The organism is Bradyrhizobium sp. SSBR45G (genome assembly GCF_030159255.1).
GTDB lineage: Bacteria > Pseudomonadota > Alphaproteobacteria > Rhizobiales > Xanthobacteraceae > Bradyrhizobium.
In genome coordinates this window covers 53,017-69,916 of sequence record NZ_BSCT01000041.1, presented here as the reverse complement: position 1 = coordinate 69,916, position 16,900 = coordinate 53,017, and the positions used below count along the sequence as shown (strand labels likewise).

At 65.7% G+C, this 16,900-nt stretch carries 13 protein-coding genes; 12 read left to right on the top strand and 1 reads right to left on the bottom strand.

The genetic code is table 11. The features are described 5' to 3' along the window. Positions 1–649 precede the first annotated feature (649 nt). Genes QQL87_RS31910 through QQL87_RS31890 form a run of 5 tightly spaced genes read left to right on the top strand, consistent with a single transcriptional unit; the run spans position 650 to position 7,897 of the window. A complete protein-coding gene (locus tag QQL87_RS31910) occupies positions 650–1,672 on the top strand; it encodes a TRAP transporter substrate-binding protein (protein ID WP_284423044.1) in 1,023 nt (340 codons plus the stop codon). A 29-nt stretch (positions 1,673–1,701) separates the two neighbouring features. Then, a complete protein-coding gene (locus QQL87_RS31905) occupies positions 1,702–3,585 on the top strand; it encodes a TRAP transporter large permease (RefSeq protein WP_284423043.1) in 1,884 nt (627 codons plus the stop codon). A gap of 39 nt (positions 3,586–3,624) precedes the next feature. Further along, positions 3,625–5,175 carry an AMP-binding protein gene (locus QQL87_RS31900; RefSeq protein ID WP_284423042.1) on the top strand — a complete coding sequence of 517 codons (1,551 nt, stop codon included), beginning with the start codon at positions 3,625–3,627 and terminating at the stop codon, positions 5,173–5,175. Positions 5,176–5,217: 42 nt separating this feature from the next. Continuing rightward, positions 5,218–6,156 (top strand): AEC family transporter, encoded by a 939-nt coding sequence (locus QQL87_RS31895; protein ID WP_284423041.1) that lies wholly within the window; start codon positions 5,218–5,220, stop codon positions 6,154–6,156. 28 nt (positions 6,157–6,184) lie between these two features. Beyond that, on the top strand, positions 6,185–7,897 hold the full coding sequence (locus QQL87_RS31890) for a 2-hydroxyacyl-CoA lyase (protein WP_284423040.1): 1,713 nt from the start codon (positions 6,185–6,187) through the stop codon (positions 7,895–7,897). Between the two features lie 334 nt (positions 7,898–8,231). Here QQL87_RS31890 and QQL87_RS31885 read toward each other — a convergent pair whose 3' ends face one another. Then, on the bottom strand, positions 8,232–9,542 hold the full coding sequence (locus QQL87_RS31885) for an MFS transporter (protein WP_284423039.1): 1,311 nt from the start codon (positions 9,540–9,542) through the stop codon (positions 8,232–8,234). Between the two features lie 151 nt (positions 9,543–9,693). On the opposite strand from QQL87_RS31885, the gene cyoA reads away from it, so the two are divergent. The 7 genes from cyoA (at position 9,694) to QQL87_RS31850 (ending at position 16,664) form a co-directional block, all read left to right on the top strand. Further along, positions 9,694–10,869, top strand: coding sequence for a ubiquinol oxidase subunit II (gene cyoA, locus QQL87_RS31880; protein ID WP_284423038.1), 1,176 nt, complete (start codon positions 9,694–9,696; stop codon positions 10,867–10,869). A gap of 24 nt (positions 10,870–10,893) precedes the next feature. After that, positions 10,894–12,903, top strand: a complete 2,010-nt coding sequence (cyoB, locus tag QQL87_RS31875; protein WP_284423037.1) for a cytochrome o ubiquinol oxidase subunit I — start codon at positions 10,894–10,896, stop codon at positions 12,901–12,903. Continuing rightward, positions 12,900–13,529 carry a cytochrome o ubiquinol oxidase subunit III gene (gene cyoC / locus QQL87_RS31870; RefSeq protein WP_284423036.1) on the top strand — a complete coding sequence of 210 codons (630 nt, stop codon included), beginning with the start codon at positions 12,900–12,902 and terminating at the stop codon, positions 13,527–13,529. Before cyoB ends, cyoC begins: the two co-directional genes overlap by 4 nt. Then, positions 13,526–13,897, top strand: coding sequence for a cytochrome o ubiquinol oxidase subunit IV (gene cyoD / locus QQL87_RS31865; protein WP_284423035.1), 372 nt, complete (start codon positions 13,526–13,528; stop codon positions 13,895–13,897). Before cyoC ends, cyoD begins: the two co-directional genes overlap by 4 nt. Beyond that, positions 13,897–14,724 (top strand): SURF1 family protein, encoded by an 828-nt coding sequence (locus tag QQL87_RS31860; RefSeq protein ID WP_284423034.1) that lies wholly within the window; start codon positions 13,897–13,899, stop codon positions 14,722–14,724. The genes cyoD and QQL87_RS31860 overlap by 1 nt, the downstream gene beginning before the upstream one ends. 64 nt (positions 14,725–14,788) lie before the next feature. Beyond that, positions 14,789–16,141 carry an ATP-binding protein gene (locus QQL87_RS31855; RefSeq protein WP_284423033.1) on the top strand — a complete coding sequence of 451 codons (1,353 nt, stop codon included), beginning with the start codon at positions 14,789–14,791 and terminating at the stop codon, positions 16,139–16,141. Then, a complete protein-coding gene (locus tag QQL87_RS31850; RefSeq protein WP_284423032.1) occupies positions 16,131–16,664 on the top strand; it encodes a response regulator transcription factor in 534 nt (177 codons plus the stop codon). Before QQL87_RS31855 ends, QQL87_RS31850 begins: the two co-directional genes overlap by 11 nt. Positions 16,665–16,900 lie beyond the last annotated feature (236 nt).

Here is a 16,900-nt window from a genome sequence, read left to right as displayed (position 1 = left end):
ATGGCGAGAAGGCGACCGGCGTCGGCGAGCCCGCGGTGACCGTGGTCGCGCCGGCGCTCGGCAACGCCATCTACAACGCCTGCGGCGCACGGCTGCGCTCGCTGCCGATCACCGCCGAGGCGGTCAAGGCGGCGATGAAGGCGTAGCACGACCAAGCAGGGTGGGGCGGTCCGCCGCTCCACCCCTTTTGTCTATTTTCATTGTTCCCCGTTCGGCCATGGTTTCCGCGCGACTTGTGCCCATCAATTAACGGGCTTGGATTTCGGCTTATTAGTTTTAGTTGGGCGAGCCTTGGCTCGTTGATTGCTCCACCACCCTCCGCTGTCGTCCCGGACAAGCGCGCAAAGCGCGCGCCGATCCGGGACCCATAACCACAGGGAGACGTGCGAGGCACGATGGCCGACCGATCTTGCCAAGCCACGAGCGCCGCGGAGTATGGGTCCCGGGTCGGCGCCCGCCAACGCTGACGCGTTGTCGGACTTGCCCGGGACGACATCTTTCGGGTTGCACGAGAGAGGTATTTAGATCCGCTTTCTCTGAAGCCGCTCCAGCTTCAGCCAATACTAGAATCCACTTGATTTGAATTCGAATTCGGAATACGAATTCTTTCAGAAGTCGCGAAAATGCGACCCATCATGGGAGAGAGGCCATGCTCAAGGTGAGCCGTCGTGCGTTGTTGACATCCGCTGCCGGCGCCGCCGCCGCTGGCTATCTCGTGAAGAGCCCGGCCGTGCTGGCACAGGCCGCGCCGCTCAAGCTCAAATTCGGAAATGACTTGCCGGCGACGCATTCGGTGAATGTGCGGCTGCGCGAGGCGGTCGACGCGATCACGACCGAGACCAAGGGGCAGGTCGAGATCAGCCTGTTTCCGAACAATCAGCTCGGCAGCGACAGCGACATGATCACCCAGTTGCGCTCCGGCGCGCTCGAGCTCGCGACCATGCCGGGCACCGTGCTGTCGACCCTGATCCCGACGGCGTCGCTGACGGGGGTCGGCTTCGCCTTCACCAGCTACGACAAGGTGTGGGCGGCGATGGACGGCGAGGTCGGCGGATTCATCCGCCGCAACATCGAGAAGGTCGGGCTGTTTCCATTCGAGAGCGTCTGGGACAACGGCTTTCGCCAGATCACGACCAGCACCAAGCCGGTCAACACGCCGACTGATCTTGCCAACTTCAAGATCCGCGTGCCGGTGGTGCCGCTGTGGGTCGCGATGTTCTCCGCCCTTGGCGCCTCGCCGATCAGCGTGCCGCTGAGCGAGGCGTATTCGGCGCTGCAGACCAGGATCGCCGACGGCCAGGAGAACCCGCTGGCGCTGATCGAGTCGGCGAAGTTCTACGAGGTGCAGAAATTCTGCTCGCTCACCAATCACAGCTGGGACGGGTTCTGGCTGCTGTCGAGCGGCAAGATCTGGAAGACGATTCCGCAGGACGTGCAGAAACTGCTGCAGACGACATTCAATGCGGCTGCCAAAAAACAGCGCGCCGATATCGTCCAGGCCAATGCCGACCTGCAGAAGAGCCTGGAGGGCAAGGGCCTGACCTTCAACAGGACCGATGCCGAGCTGTTCCAGGCGACGCTGGCCAAGACCAGCTTCTACAAGGATGCGAAGGCCAAGTTCGGCGACGAGGCCTGGACCTTGCTGCAGCGCTACGCCGGCAACATCAGCTGAACCTCAGTCCCGGTTACGGGTGTCGGGCCATGGCCATGCAACTCGCTGAACAGTCCAGTGTATCCGTCCTGCCCGCAACCGGATTGGCATCCGTCGCGCGCGCGTTCGAGCGGACGCTCGGCGCGATCGTCTCGACCGCTGCGGCGCTGCTCGTCGTCGCCGAGATCGCGGTGCTGTTCGCGGGCGTCTGCGCCCGCTACGTGTTCCACAGGCCGCTGATCTGGTCGGACGAGCTGGCCGGCATCCTGTTCCTCTGGCTCGCGATGCTCGGCGCCGCCGTTGCCTTCCAGCGCGGCGAGCACATGCGCATGACGGCGGTGGTCGGACGCCTATCGCCGCGCATGCGATCGTTCCTCGATGTGCTCGCGATCGCCGCGCCGCTGGCCTTCCTGATCCTCGTGATCGATCCAGCCTACGAGTTCGCCGCCGACGAGGCGATCATCACCACGCCGGCGCTGGAGCTGTCCAATCTCTGGCGCGCCGCCGCGCTGCCGACCGGCCTCGGCTTGATGCTGGTCATCGCCGTGCTGCGGCTGTGCGCGCTTGGTGAGTGGAAGCTGATCGGCAGCGCAGCGCTGCTGATCGGCGCGAGCGGTGTCGGGCTCAATCTTCTCGGACCCGCATTGGTCCCGCTCGGCAACCTCAATCTGCTGATCTTCTTCGTCGGGCTCGTCGCGATCCTGGTGTTCGCGGCCGTGCCGATCGCCTTCGCCTTCGGCCTCGCCACCTTCGCCTACATCACCTTGACCACGACCACGCCGTCGACGGTGGTGATCGGCCGCATGGACGAGGGCATGAGCCACCTGATCCTGCTGTCGGTGCCGCTTTTCGTCTTTCTCGGCCTGTTGATCGAGATGACCGGCATGGCGCGGGCGATGGTCGGCTTTCTCGCAAGCCTCTTGGGCCACGTCCGCGGTGGCCTGCAATATGTGCTGGTCGCCGCGATGTATCTCGTCTCCGGCATCTCCGGCTCCAAGGCCGCTGACATGGCCGCGGTGGCGCCGGTGCTGTTTCCCGAGATGGTCAAGCGCGGCGCCAAGCCCGGCGATCTCGTCGCGCTTTTGTCCGCGACCGGCGCGCAGACCGAGACCATCCCGCCGAGCCTGGTTCTGATCACCATCGGCTCGGTCACCGGCGTGTCGATCGCGGCGCTGTTCACCGGCGGGCTGCTGCCGGGCCTGGTGCTGGCCTTCATGCTGTGCGTCGTGGTCTGGCAGCGCTATCGCGGCGAGGATCTGTCGCATGTCAGCAAGGCGAGCCTCGGCGTGATCGCCAGGAGCTTTGTCATCGCGCTGCCGGCCGTCGCGCTGCCCTTCATCATCCGTGCCGCGGTCGTCGGTGGCGTCGCCACGGCCACCGAAGTCTCCACCATCGGCATCGTCTATTCCGCGCTGTGCGGTTTGCTGCTCTATCGCCGCTTCGACTGGCGCCGGCTGTCGCCGATGCTGATCGAGACCGCGGCGCTGTCCGGCGCCATCCTGCTGATCATCGGCGCCGCCACCGGCATGGCCTGGGCGCTGACGCAGTCGGGCTTCTCGACCGCGCTGGCGCGCTTCATGACCAATTTGCCGGGCGGCGTGCCGATGTTCCTGGCCGTGACCATCGCAGCCTTCATCGTGCTCGGCAGCGTGCTCGAAGGCATTCCGGCCATCGTGCTGTTCGGCCCGTTGCTGTTTCCGATCGCCAAGCAGATCGGCATCCACGAGGTGCACTATGCGATGGTCGTGATCCTGGCGATGGGTATCGGCCTGTTCGCGCCGCCATTCGGCGTCGGCTACTACGCCGCCTGCGCGATCAGCCGCATTCATCCGGACTTGGGCATCCGGCCGATGCTCGGCTACACACTGGCGCTATTGATCGGGACCATCGTGATCGCGGCGGTGCCGTGGTTCTCGATCGGGTTGCTGCGATGATCGTTCGGCCGCAAACGAAGAGATGAAGGGGGAACGACGATGATGGACCTCTTGAATTTCGGGCAGATGCTGTCGGCCCATGCCCGCATGTCGCCGGACCGCGTGGGCGCTCGCGATCTCGAACGGGCGATGACGTTCTCGCTCTGGAATGAGCGCGCCCGCCGGCTCGCCAATGCGCTGCTCGGACTTGGTCTCGCCAAGGGCGATCGCGTCGCGGTGCTGGCTTATAATTGCGTCGAGTGGTGCGAGATCTATGCCGCCACCGCCAAGGCCGGGCTCATCGCGCTGCCGATCAATTTCCGCCTCACCGCGCCCGAGGTGCAGTTCATCGTCCAGAACGCCGAGGCGGCTGCTGTCATTGTTCAGGATGAGCTCATCGGCCTGGTCGAAGAGACTCGCAAGGATCTCGGCATCGCCGACGACCGCTTCATCCATTTCGGCTCCAGGCCGCGCCCGGCCGGCTATCGCGGCTATGAGGACATCATCGCGGCGGCCGCCGATCGCGAGCCGGACCAGCAGGTGGCGCTGTCCGATCCCTGGACGCTGATGTACACGTCGGGAACGACCGGCAAGCCGAAGGGCGTGCTTCGCAGCCACCGCAGCGCGGTCCTGTTGTCGATGGTCACCGAGATCGAGCTGAAGCTCAGCCGCAACGACGGCGCGCTGCTGGTGATGCCGATGTGCCATGCCAACTCGCTGAACTTCTTCGGCGCCTTCGGCTATGTCGGCGGCGTCAATTCGATCTATTCGCGCAAGAGTTTTGATCCCGAGCATGCGGTGACGACGCTCGCCGATGGCGGCTCGACCTTCACCTCGCTGGTGCCGACGCACTACATCATGATGCTCGACCTGCCGCGCACGCTGCGGGCGCAGCATGATTTCAGCGCGGTCACCAAGCTGATGATCTCGTCGGCGCCGGCGCGTCCCGAGACCAAGCGCGAGGTGATGGAGATGTTTCCGAAGTCGGGCCTCTATGAGCTCTACGGCGCGACCGAGACCGGCTGGGTCACCATGCTGCATCCGCATGAGCAGTTCACCAAGCTCGGCTCGGTGGGCCGCGAATGCGTCGGCGCCGCCCCCATCCGCATCCTCAACGAAGCCGGCAACGAGGTGCCGGACGGCGAGGCGGGCGAACTCTATTCCTCCAACGCCCACACCTTCGACTGCTATTGGCGGTTGCCCGAAAAGACGAAGGAGGCGTTCCGCGGCGATTACTGCTCGGTCGGCGACATGGCCCGCCGCGATGCCGACGGCTACATCCATCTGGCCGACCGCAAAAGCAACATGATCATTTCGGGCGGCGAGAACATCTATCCGTCCGAGGTCGAGGCGCTGGTCGGTGCCCATCCCAGCGTCAAGGATATCGCGGTGATCGGCCTGCCCGACGACAAATGGGGCGAGCGGGTGCACGCCGTGATCGTGCCGCGCGACGGCATGGCGGTGAAGGAATGCGAGCTGGCCGACTGGGCCAAGGAGCGTCTCGCCGGCTTCAAGCGGCCGCGCACCTATGCCTTCATCACCGACAGCGAGATGCCGCGCAACGCCACCGGCAAGATTCTGCACCGCGAGCTGAAGAAGAGATTTTCCTAAGGTGAGTGGCTGCGATGTGCTGCGGCCTGATATGTAGCTGCGATGCAGGCCGTTCTCAATTCCGCCCTTCCGATCTTCGCGCTGATCCTGACCGGGTTTCTGTGCGGCAGATTCGGTGTGTTCGATCGCACCGCGACCGACAACCTCAACCGCTTCGCGGTGTATCTTGCGCTGCCGGCGCTGATCTTCAGCGCGATGTCCAAGATCGGCGTCGAGCAGGTCAGCCAGTTCGGCTTCATCGGCGCCTTCTGCGGCGGCATTGCCGCGACGTTCGCGACCGGCTTCATCATCAGCCGGCTGCGCGGCCGTCGCGTTGCGAACGCCAGCATCGAGGGGCTCGACGCCGGCTACAGCAATGTCGGCTTCATGGGCATTCCGATGTGCCTCTTGGTGTTCGGCCCCGACAGCGCGCCGGCCTCGATCATCGCGACCCTGTTCACGGCCTGCGTGCTGTTCTTGTTCGCCATCGTCGTCGTCGAGATGGATCTTCAGAAGGGCGCGACCTTGGGCGCCACGGTGGCCAAGGTCGCGCGCTCGCTGCTGACGAGCCCGCTGTTCATCGCGCCCGTCGCCGGGCTTGCGGTTGGCCTCAGCGGCTTCGCGCTGCCGGCGCCGTTCCTGAGCTTCACGACCTTGCTCGGCGGCGCCGCCTCGCCGGCCGCATTGGTCTGCATCGGTCTGTTCCTGGCGCAGGAGCGCGTGGTCACGCACGATGCAGCCTCGATCGGCATCCTCGTGTCGCTGAAGCTCGTGATGCAGCCGGCGATCACGGCGCTGCTTGCTTTCCATGTGTTCTCAATGCCGCCGCTGTGGTCGCATTCGGCCGTCATCCTGAGCGCGCTGCCGATCGGCTCCGGGCCGTTCACCATCGCCAAGCTCTATGGCCTCGAGGCCGGCGTCACCTCGGGCGCGATTCTCGTCTCGCACATCTTCGCCGTTCTCACCGTCTCGCTGCTCGTCGCCTGGCTCGCGCCGGGCTGATCCCATTCACACGCGCCGGAGTAGTCCAATGAAAGTCTCTCCCGACAGTGCCGCCGACCTGATCGCCCGCCTGCTCAAGCGCCGCGGCGTTGCCCGCGTGTTCGCGCTGTGCGGCGGCCACATCATGCCGATCTGGATGCGGCTCGACGCCGAGGGCATCCGCATCATCGACGTGCGCGACGAGCGCGCCGCCGTGCACATGGCGCAGGCGCATGCGGAGCTGACCGGCGAGCTCGGCGTCGCGCTGGTCACGGCCGGACCCGGCATGACCAATGCCATCACCGGCATCGCCAACGCCCACGTCTCGCGCGCGCCGGTGCTGGTGATCTCAGGCGGCAATCCGCGGCCGCAGGAGAATCGCGGCGGCCTGCAGGACATGGATCACACCCAGCTGGTGCGCTCGATCACGCGCTATGCGCGCACCGTGCGCGAGCCGTCGCTGGTGCTGCAGGAGCTCGACGAGGCGATCTCCCGCGCCTTCGGTGACGGCGGCGAGCCGGGACCGGTCTTCATCGATTTCCCCGTCGATACTTTGCGCGGCCTCGTGCCGAAGGCGATGCAGCTCGAGGAGCATCTCGCGCCGAAGCCGCGCGCGGCGACGCGGCCGGACCCGGTTGAGGTCGAGAAAGCCGTCGAGCTGCTGTGGTCGGCGCGCCGCGTGCTCGTCATCTCCGGCCGCGGCGCGCGCGGCGCCGGCCCCGAGCTGATCGGGCTGCTCGACCGGCTCGGCGCGGTCTATCTCGACACCGGCGAGAGCAGGGGCCTCGTGCCCGACGATCATCCGTCGGTGGTCGGCGCGATGCGCGGCGCGGTCATGGGTGATGCCGATGTCGTGCTGACGGTGGGCCGGAAGCTCGACTTCCAGCTCGCCTATGGTTCGCCGGCCGTCTTCAAGGACGCCAAGTTCGTGCGCATCAGCGACACCGCGAGCGAACTGCGCGACAACCGCCGCGGCGCTGCAGAGATTCTGGCCTCCCCCGCCGAGAGCTTGCGCGCGATGGTGGCGCTGGCGGGCAATCGCGAATCCGCCGTCGATCGGCAGTGGGCGGGCAAGCTGCGCGCGGCGCATCAGGAGCGCGCCGCCAAGCTGAAGCAGAGCATGGCGGCAGCCCCGGCCGGCGCCGACGGGCGGCTGCATCCCAATCGCGTGCTCTCGGCATTGCAGGAGGCGATCGGCAACGATGCCGTGGTCATCACCGATGGCGGTGATTTCCTGTCCTTCGCCCGCGTGGGCTTAAGCGCGCCGATGATGCTCGATCCCGGCCCGTTCGGCTGCATCGGCATCGGCGTGCCCTATGGCATCGCGGCGAGCCTTGCCTTTCCCGACAAGCCCGTGGTGGTCGCGACGGGCGACGGCGCGTTCGGCTTCAATGCGATCGAAGTCGACACCGCCGTGCGCCACAAGGCGCCGGTGCTGATCGTGGTCGCCAACAACGGCGCCTGGCAGATCGAGGTCCACGACCAGACGGTGACGCATGGCAAGGTCGTCGGCACCAGGCTGCAATTCGCCGATCACGCCGCGATGGCCCGCGCCTTCGGCATGCATGCCGAGCGCGTCGAGACCGCCGAGCAGCTCGGACCTGCCATCAAGCGCGCGCTGGCAAATCGTCCCGCGCTGCTCGACATGGTGGTCACGCCGGAGGCGGTGTCGTCGGACGCCAAGACCGGCCTCGCCTGGGTCCCGGATTTGCAGCCGCTGGCGGCGTGGGACGAGGCGGAGCGCAAGTGGCGCGGAACGTGAGTCGTCTTTGACATGCAACGGCGGCGCCAGAGCTTAACCCTCATGGTGAGGAGCGCCGCCCTTGCGGCGCGTCTCGAACCATGAGGCCCGAGCCGGGCCTCGCCCTTCGAGACGCCCGCCTCTGGCGGGCTCCTCAGGGTGAGGGGCGAGGTGTTTGCTGGGAAGGTTAAGCGCACAACTTGGAGCAAAGCTCTCGATCCTCTCCATGAGCACGCTGCTCATCGTCAAATGCGCAAGGCCGGCTTCCGGACCCAACCCTCATGGTGAGGAGCGTCGCCCTCGCGACGCGTCTCGAACCATGAGGCCCAGCTAAAAAGCAACGCGTCGCGCCGCCTCACACCTGCTGAATCTGCCGTGACGTGCTGAGCCACAGCGCGAGCAGGGTGCACACGGCGCCTGACAGCAGATAGCCACCCGCTGAGATCAGCCCGAGATACGCCGCCAGCACCAGGGCGGCGAGCGGGGCGAAGCCGGCGCCGAACAGCCAGGCGAGGTCGGCAGTCAGCGCCGAGGCCGTGTAGCGATAGGTCGGCGCGAAGTTCGAGGCGATCGCGCCGGAGGATTGGCCGAACGACAGGCCGAGCAGGATGAAGCCGAGCACCATGTAGACGGTCTCGCCGACCGGTCCGGCGTCGAGCATCTGCGGCGCGAAGCCGGAGAACACCGCGATGGCGATCGCCGAACCGATCAGCAGCGACCTTCGCCCGATGCGGTCGGCAAGCATGCCCGAGGCCACGATCGCGACGACGCCGAACACGGCGCCGACGGCTTCGATCACCAGGAAGCGCGCCGGCGTTTCCTTGGTGAACAGGAACACCCAGGACAGCGGGAACACCGTCACCATGTGGAACAGCGCAAAACTCGCCAGCGGCGCAAACGCGCCGATCACGATGTTGCGGCCCTCATGGCGGATGGTGTTGACGACGCTGGCCGGCTGCAGTTCACGGGAGTGGAACAACTCGTCATATTCCGGCGTCACCACCATGCGCAGCCGCGCGAACAGCGCCACGACGTTGATGGCGAAGGCGACGAAGAACGGATAGCGCCAGCCCCAGTCGAAGAAGTCGGCCGCCGAGAGATTGCCGACGAAGAAGGCAAACAGCACGCTGGCGACGATCAGGCCCAGCGGTGCGCCGAGCTGCGGGATCATCGCATACCAGCCGCGCTGATGCTCCGGCGCGTTCAGCGCGAGCAGCGAGGCGAGGCCATCCCAGGCGCCGCCCCAGGCGAGGCCCTGGCCGATTCGTGCCAGCGCCAGCAGCCAGATCGCGGCGGCGCCGACGGTGTGATAGCTCGGCAGGAAGGCGATCGCGACGGTGGACGTGCCCAGCAGAAACAGGGCGGTGATCAGCTTGGCGCTCTTGCCGTAGCGGCGGTCGACCGCCATGAAGATCACGCTGCCGACCGGGCGCGCAAGGAACGCCAGCGCGAACAGCGCGAACGAATACAGTGTCTGCGTCAGCTCGTCGGCGAACGGAAACACCAGGCGCGGAAACACGATCACCGAGGCGATGGCGTAGACAAAGAAGTCGAAGAACTCCGACGTGCGCCCGATGACGACGCCGATCGCGATCTCGCCCGGATGCGCCTCGTGCCTGCGGGAGAGATTCGTTTCGCCGTCGGCGGTCGCCGCTGCCTGTGTCATCGTGCTGCCTGCAGTCCTCTCGCACTCTATTCCGCGCCGTATTGTCTGTCCCCGCGTCGCTGCGGTATTGGACAAATTGTCCAATGTTGGGCACGCCGCGCGATCGCTACCTCAGACCTCGATCAGAGATCCGCCTTGAACGAGGTTAAGCGTGCGTTACTGGAAACTGTTGGCTCTGCTGCCGCTGGGATTCGCGCTCGGTGGCTGCAATCTGGTGGTGCTCGCGCCCTCCGGTGATGTCGCTGCCCAGCAGCGCGATCTGGTGATCATCGCCACCGTGCTGATGCTGCTGATCGTGGTGCCGGTCATGGCCGCGACCGCCGTTGTGGCCTGGCGCTACCGCCAGTCGAACGCCTCGGCGACGTACACGCCGGATTGGGATCACTCGACGCAGCTCGAGCTGCTGATCTGGGCGGCGCCGCTGCTCATCATCATCTGCCTCGGCGCGGTCACCTGGATGGGCACGCATCTGCTCGATCCCTATCGCACGCTCGGCCGAATCGCCGCCGATCGTCCGGTGACGCCGCAGGACAAGCCGCTCGAGGTCAACGTCGTCGCGCTCGATTGGAAGTGGCTGTTCATCTATCCCGAATATGGCGTCGCCAGCGTCAACGAGCTGGCCGCACCGGTCAACCGCCCGCTCGATTTCAAGATCACCTCGTCGTCGGTGATGAACTCGTTCTACATTCCGGCACTCGCCGGCCAGATCTATGCGATGCCGGGCATGCAGAGCCGGCTGCACGCGGTCATCAACAAGCCCGGCCTCTATCGCGGTTTCTCGGCGAACTACAGCGGTGCCGGCTTCTCCAGCATGCGCTTCGCCTTTCATGGCCTGTCGGATGCCGAGTTCGCCGGCTGGATCGAGAAGGCCAAGGCCAGCGGCAGTCAGCTAGGCAAGCCCGAGTACCTGACGCTGGAGCGCCCGAGCGCCAACGAGCCGGTCCGCTATTACTCGTCCGTCGACAGCGACCTGTTCCGCGCCATCCTCAACATGTGCGTCGAGACCGGCAAGATGTGCATGAGCGAGATGATGGCGATCGATGCCCAGGGCGGCATGGGCATGGCCGGCGTCCGCAACACGCTGCCGCTTGCCTATGACAAGTTTGCCGCACGCGGCGCGGTGTTCGGCGCCGAGCCGAGCTTCGTCGTGGGTGGCGTCTGCCTGCCGGGCGACCAGGTCACGCGCATGGCGGCTGATTCGTCGCCCACCGTGCTGGCGCCGCTCGACTGGACGCCGCTGCAGGGACGCGGGCTGGAGCGGCCCGGCCTGATGCGGCCGTCCAAGGCATCGTTCATCACGAGCCCCAACCCCAAGTCGAATTCGTGACGTCGGATTTGTGAGGATCACATCATGTTCGACACAGCCAATCTCACCAAGCTCATCTTCGGCCGGCTGACCCTGGAGTCGCTGCCGCTGCACGAGCCCATCATCATCGGCACCTTCGCGATGGTCGCGCTCGGCGGCGCGGCGCTGTTCGGCGCGCTCACCTATTTTCGCCTCTGGGGCTATCTGTGGAAGGAATGGTTCACCACTGTCGACCACAAGCGCATCGGCATCATGTACATGGTGCTGGGCATCGTCATGCTGCTGCGCGGCTTCGCCGACGCGCTGATGATGCGGCTGCAGCAGGCGATCGCCTTCAACGGCTCCGAGGGCTATCTCAATTCGCACCACTATGATCAGGTGTTCACGGCGCATGGCGTGATCATGATCTTCTTCGTGGCGATGCCGCTGGTCACGGGCCTGATGAACTATGTCGTGCCGCTGCAGATCGGCGCCCGCGACGTGTCGTTCCCCTTCCTCAACAATTTCAGCTTCTGGATGACCACGGCCGGCGCCGTGCTGGTGATGTGCTCGCTGTTCGTCGGCGAGTTCGCCCGCACCGGCTGGCTGGCCTATCCGCCGCTGTCGAACATCTCCTACAGTCCGGATGTCGGCGTCGACTATTACATCTGGGCGCTGCAGGTCGCCGGCGTCGGCACGCTGCTGTCCGGCGTCAACCTGATCTGCACCATCGTGAAGATGCGAGCGCCCGGCATGACCATGATGAAGATGCCGGTGTTCACCTGGACCTCGCTGTGCACCAACGTGCTGATCGTCGCCTCCTTCCCGGTGCTGACGGCCGTGCTGGCGCTGCTGTCGCTCGACCGCTACGTCGGCACCAACTTCTTCACCAATGATTTCGGCGGCGATCCGATGATGTATGTCAACCTCATCTGGATCTGGGGCCATCCGGAGGTCTACATCCTGATCCTGCCGGCGTTCGGCATCTTCTCGGAGGTCACGTCGACCTTCTCGGGCAAGCGCCTGTTCGGCTACACCTCGATGGTCTACGCCACCGTCGTCATCACCATCCTGTCCTACCTGGTCTGGCTGCACCATTTCTTCACGATGGGGTCGGGGGCCAGCGTCAACTCGTTCTTCGGCATCACCACGATGATCATCTCGATCCCGACGGGCGCGAAGATGTTCAACTGGCTGTTCACGATGTATCGCGGCCGCATCCGCTTCGAGCTGCCGATGATGTGGACGGTCGCGTTCATGCTGACCTTCGTGATCGGCGGCATGACCGGCGTGCTGCTGGCGGTGCCGCCGGCCGACTTCGTGCTGCACAACAGCCTGTTCCTGGTCGCGCATTTCCACAACGTGATCATCGGCGGCGTGCTGTTCGGCCTGTTCGCCGGCATCGCCTACTGGTTCCCGAAGGCGTTCGGCTTCAAGCTCGATGTGTTCTGGGGCAAGATGTCGTTCTGGTTCTGGACGGTGGGGTTCTACTTCGCCTTCATGCCGCTCTATGTGCTCGGCCTGATGGGCGTGACCCGTCGGCTGCGCACCTTCGACGATCCGAGCCTGCAGATCTGGTTCGTGATCGCCGGCATCGGCGCCGTCATGATCCTCCTGGGCATCGCGAGCTTCCTGATCCAGATCGCGGTGAGTATCCTGCGCCGCGAGCAGCTCGCCGACGTCACCGGCGATCCCTGGGATGCGCGCACCCTGGAGTGGGCGACGTCGTCTCCGCCGCCCGCCTACAACTTCGCGTTCACGCCCGTCGTGCACGACAATGACGCGTGGTGGGACATGAAGCGTCGCGGCTATGCGCGTCCGCTGGCTGGCTTCAAGGCGATCCACATGCCGAGCAACACCGGCACCGGCGTGATCCTCGCGGGCCTCAGCACCACCATGGCGTTCGGCCTGATCTGGTACATGTGGTGGATGGCGGCGGGCAGCTTCGTCGCGCTGCTGGCGGTCGCGATCGGCCACACCTTCAACTATCACCGCAGCTTCCATATCCCGGCCGATGAGGTCGTCAGCGTCGAGCGGGCGCGGACCGAGCTGCTCGCAGCAGGAGCCAAGTCATGACCGTTGCGATGGGCACCCTGAAGGCCGGCGAGCCGGTCTTCTACGTCGTCGACGAGCACGAGCACCCCGAGGGGAGCAGCACGATGCTCGGCTTCTGGATCTATCTGATGAGCGACTGTCTCATCTTTGCGATCCTGTTTGCCGTCTATGGCGTGCTCGGCGCCAAATATGCCGCCGGCCCGGCGCCGAAGGACCTGTTCGACCTGTCGCTGGTCGCGGTCAACACCGCGTTCCTGCTGCTGTCGTCGCTCACCTACGGCTTTGCGATGCTGTCGATGCAGCAGAACCGCCTCAAGGCGATGCAGGCGTGGCTGGTCGTCACCGGCTTGTTCGGTCTCGCCTTCCTCGGCATCGAGCTGACCGAGTTTGCCCACATGATCCATGAGGGCGCAACGCCGCAGCGCAGCGCCTTCCTGTCGTCGTTCTTCACGCTGGTCGGAACCCACGGCCTGCACGTGACCTTCGGTCTGATCTGGCTGGTCACTCTGATGGTGCAGGTCAAGCGCTTCGGCCTGATCGAGGCCAACCGGCGCCGGCTGGTCTGCCTCAGCATGTTCTGGCACTTCCTCGACGTGATCTGGATCGGGGTCTTCACCTTCGTCTATCTGATGGGGATGCTTCGATGAGCTCTGATGTCCACGCTCACGCTCACGCGCACGATTCGGCCGATGCCCATGCCGGCACGCGTTCCGGCCAGCTGATCGGCTTCGGCGCCTCGGTCGTCCTCACCGCGATCCCGTTCCTGCTGGTGATGACCGGCTCGCTCGACAAGCAGGCCACGGCGCTGATCATCATGGCGTTCGCGGCCGTGCAGGTCGTCGTCCACATGGTCTTCTTCCTGCACATGAACACCAAGGCCGAAGGCGGCTGGACCATGATGGCGCTGATCTTCACCATCATCATGGTGGTGATCGCGCTATCAGGCTCGCTGTGGGTCATGCATCATCTGACCACCAACATGATGCCAGTTCACGAGATGGGCCAGACGCCGTGATGTCAGCACCTGCCAGCGGGGCAGGGGAGAGAGGCGAGCCGGGCCGCACGCGGCCTGGCGCGCTGCGGCCGGCGGCGCTCGCGATTCGCGTGGCGTGGGTCGCCAGCGTCGCCATTCTGCTGGCGCTCGGCGTCTGGCAGGTCGAGCGCCGGGCCTGGAAGCTCGATCTGATCGACCGGGTCGAGCGCCGCGCGCATGCCGAGCCGGTGCCTGCCCCGGGACCGGCCGCGTGGCCCGCGATCAATCGGAGCGATGACGAATACCGGCGCGTGACCATCAGCGGTCGCTTCCTCAACGATCGCGAGACGCTGGTTCAGGCCGTGACGGTCGCCGGCCCCGGCTATTGGGTCGTGACGCCGCTGCAGACCGCCGACGGCACCATGCTGGTGAACCGCGGCTTCGTGCCGGCAGAGCGCCGCGAGCCGGCCACCCGTACTGCGGGGAACCCCGATGGCGCCGTCACCATCAGCGGCCTGCTACGCATCTCGGAACCGGGCGGCGGCTTCCTGCGCCACAATGATCCCGCCGGGAATCGCTGGTATTCACGTGACGTTGCCGCGATTGCCGTTGCGCGCGGCCTGTCGGGCGTCGCACCGTTCTTCGTCGATGCCGATGCAAGGCCGAATCCGGGCGGCTTTCCGGTCGGCGGACTGACCGTGATCGCGTTTCCGAACAACCATCTGGTTTACGCGCTGACCTGGTTTACATTGGCCTTGATGCTGGCCGGCGCCGGGCTGCAGCGGCTGCGCCGCCCGCGCCGCGACGCCGGCGCTTCGGCAGCGCAGGACACGGAATGGGATCATCGTCAGCAGGACATGCGGTCGTAGGCTCTGCCATCTTGAGCAGATGCGCCTCGCTGCAGGTCTGCACGCCAATCGCGGATGCCGCCGCATGAGGAATGAGGCGCCGAACCTGCCGATCGGCGCGGTGGCCGCGCTCGCGACACCCGAGATCAACGCCCCGCTGCCGACCAAGGATGCGACCAACCGCAAGAACATGGTGCTGCTGATCCAGCTGCGCTGGATCGCCGTGGTCGGGCAGATCGTCACCATCGCCTTCGTCACCTCCTGGTTCGGCATCGCGCTGCCGCTGGTGCCGATGGCGGCGATCATCTGCGCGCTGGTGGCGCTGAACGTCGCCAGCCACATCTGGCTGCGCTACAGGGACGACGTCAGCAATCGCGACCTGCTGCTTGCCTTGATGCTCGACGTGGTCGCCCTGACGGCCGAACTCTATCTCACCGGCGGCGCGTCCAATCCGTTTACCTGTCTCTATCTGCTGCAGGTGACGCTGGGCGCGGTGCTGCTGGACGCGCGCTCGTCCTGGTCGCTGGTTGCGCTCACGGTGCTCAGCTTCGCCTGGCTCACCATCGAGTACCGGCCGCTGGCGCTGCCGCAGCATCACGTGAGCGATCCGTTCAGCCTGCACATCACCGGCATGTTCGTCGGCTTCGTGCTCGACGCGGTGCTGCTCGTCGTGTTCGTGACGCGCATCAACCGGAACCTGCGCGAGCGCGACGCCAAGCTCGCCGACCTGCGCCAGCATGCCGCCGAGCAAGATCACATCATCCGCATGGGCCTCTTGGCCTCAGGCGCCGCGCATGAGCTCGGCACGCCGCTGGCGTCGATCTCGGTGATCCTGAACGACTGGCGGCGCATGACCGCCATCTCGGCCGATCCGGCGCTCGCGGAGGATTTCACCGAGATGCAAGCGGCCGTGCAGCGCTGCAAGTCGATCGTCACCGACATCCTGGTCTCCGCCGGGCAGGCGCGCGGCGAGGGCTCGGCGCCGACGACCTTGACGGCGTTCCTGACCACGCTGGTGGCCGAATGGAGCACGGCGCGCTCGGCGCGCAATCTGATGTTCCGCAACGAGTTCGGCTCGGATCCCGCGATCGTCTCCGACGTCGCCCTGAAGCAGGCCATCGTCAACGTGCTCGACAATGCCTTCGAGGTGTCGCGCGAGTGGGTCGAGTTCGTCGCCGAGCGCGACGGTGACCAGCTGCTGCTCAGCGTCAGCGATCGCGGGCCGGGGTTCGATCCGGCCATGCTGGCGCAGATCGGGCGCCCCTATCAGTCGAGCAAGGGCCGTCCTGGCCGCGGCCTCGGCCTGTTCCTGGTTGTCAACGTGATCCGCAAGCTCGGCGGCGGCGTTTCGGCCTGGAACCACCGGGGACGCGGGGCAACCGTGCGGCTGTCGCTGCCGCTGTCGATGCTTGCGATTGGAGAGCCCAGTGGAGATTGAACGCTCTCTTCTCATCGTCGAGGATGACGATGGCTTTGCCCGCACGTTGAAGCGCTCATTCGAGCGGCGTGGCTACGACGCGGTCATCGCCAGCGCGCTCGAGCAGGTCGACGAGATCATCAAGGACAAGACGTTCGGCTATGCCGTCGTCGACCTCAAGCTCGGCGGGGCCTCAGGCCTCGTCTGCGTCGAGAAACTGCATGCGCATGATCCCGAGATGCTGATCGTCGTCCTCACCGGCTTCGCCAGCATCGCCACAGCGGTCGAGGCGATCAAGCTCGGCGCCTGCCACTATCTCGCCAAGCCGTCGAACACCGACGACATCGAGGAGGCCTTCCGCAAGGCCGAAGGCAATGCGCAGGTCGCACTCCCCGAGCGCTCCACCTCGATCAAGACGCTCGAATGGGAGCGCATCCACCAGACGCTGATCGAGACCGACTTCAACATCTCGGAAGCGGCGCGGAGGCTCGGCATGCATCGGCGGACGCTCGCACGCAAGCTGGAAAAGCGGCCGGTAAAGTAGTCGCCTCGTCTTGTTTTTCAGTGATGGAAGTTACTGCCTCGGCATGAACGGTCTGCTCCCTCTCCCCGTTCTTACGGGGAGAGGGTTTGGGTGAGGGGCAGCCACGCGCACCGACCGTGCGGAGAGTCCCCCTCACCCGGATTGCATCTGACGATGCAATCCGACCTCTCAGCGCGACCGAAGCTCGTCGCGCCCCCGCAGGCGGGGCGAGGTGCACCGAGCAAGCCGTGAGATAT

Excerpts from the sequence above, each read along its gene's own strand:
- QQL87_RS31910 (WP_284423044.1), top strand. The coding sequence starts at position 650 with ATGCTCAAGGTGAGCCGTCGTGCGTTGTTGACATCCGCTGCCGGCGCC.
- QQL87_RS31905 (WP_284423043.1), top strand. The coding sequence starts at position 1,702 with ATGGCCATGCAACTCGCTGAACAGTCCAGTGTATCCGTCCTGCCCGCA.
- QQL87_RS31900 (WP_284423042.1), top strand. The coding sequence starts at position 3,625 with ATGATGGACCTCTTGAATTTCGGGCAGATGCTGTCGGCCCATGCCCGC.
- QQL87_RS31895 (WP_284423041.1), top strand. The coding sequence starts at position 5,218 with ATGCAGGCCGTTCTCAATTCCGCCCTTCCGATCTTCGCGCTGATCCTG.
- QQL87_RS31890 (WP_284423040.1), top strand. The coding sequence starts at position 6,185 with ATGAAAGTCTCTCCCGACAGTGCCGCCGACCTGATCGCCCGCCTGCTC.
- QQL87_RS31885 (WP_284423039.1), bottom strand. The coding sequence starts at position 9,542 with ATGACACAGGCAGCGGCGACCGCCGACGGCGAAACGAATCTCTCCCGC.
- cyoB (WP_284423037.1), top strand. The coding sequence starts at position 10,894 with ATGTTCGACACAGCCAATCTCACCAAGCTCATCTTCGGCCGGCTGACC.
- cyoC (WP_284423036.1), top strand. The coding sequence starts at position 12,900 with ATGACCGTTGCGATGGGCACCCTGAAGGCCGGCGAGCCGGTCTTCTAC.
- cyoD (WP_284423035.1), top strand. The coding sequence starts at position 13,526 with ATGAGCTCTGATGTCCACGCTCACGCTCACGCGCACGATTCGGCCGAT.
- QQL87_RS31860 (WP_284423034.1), top strand. The coding sequence starts at position 13,897 with ATGTCAGCACCTGCCAGCGGGGCAGGGGAGAGAGGCGAGCCGGGCCGC.
- QQL87_RS31855 (WP_284423033.1), top strand. The coding sequence starts at position 14,789 with ATGAGGAATGAGGCGCCGAACCTGCCGATCGGCGCGGTGGCCGCGCTC.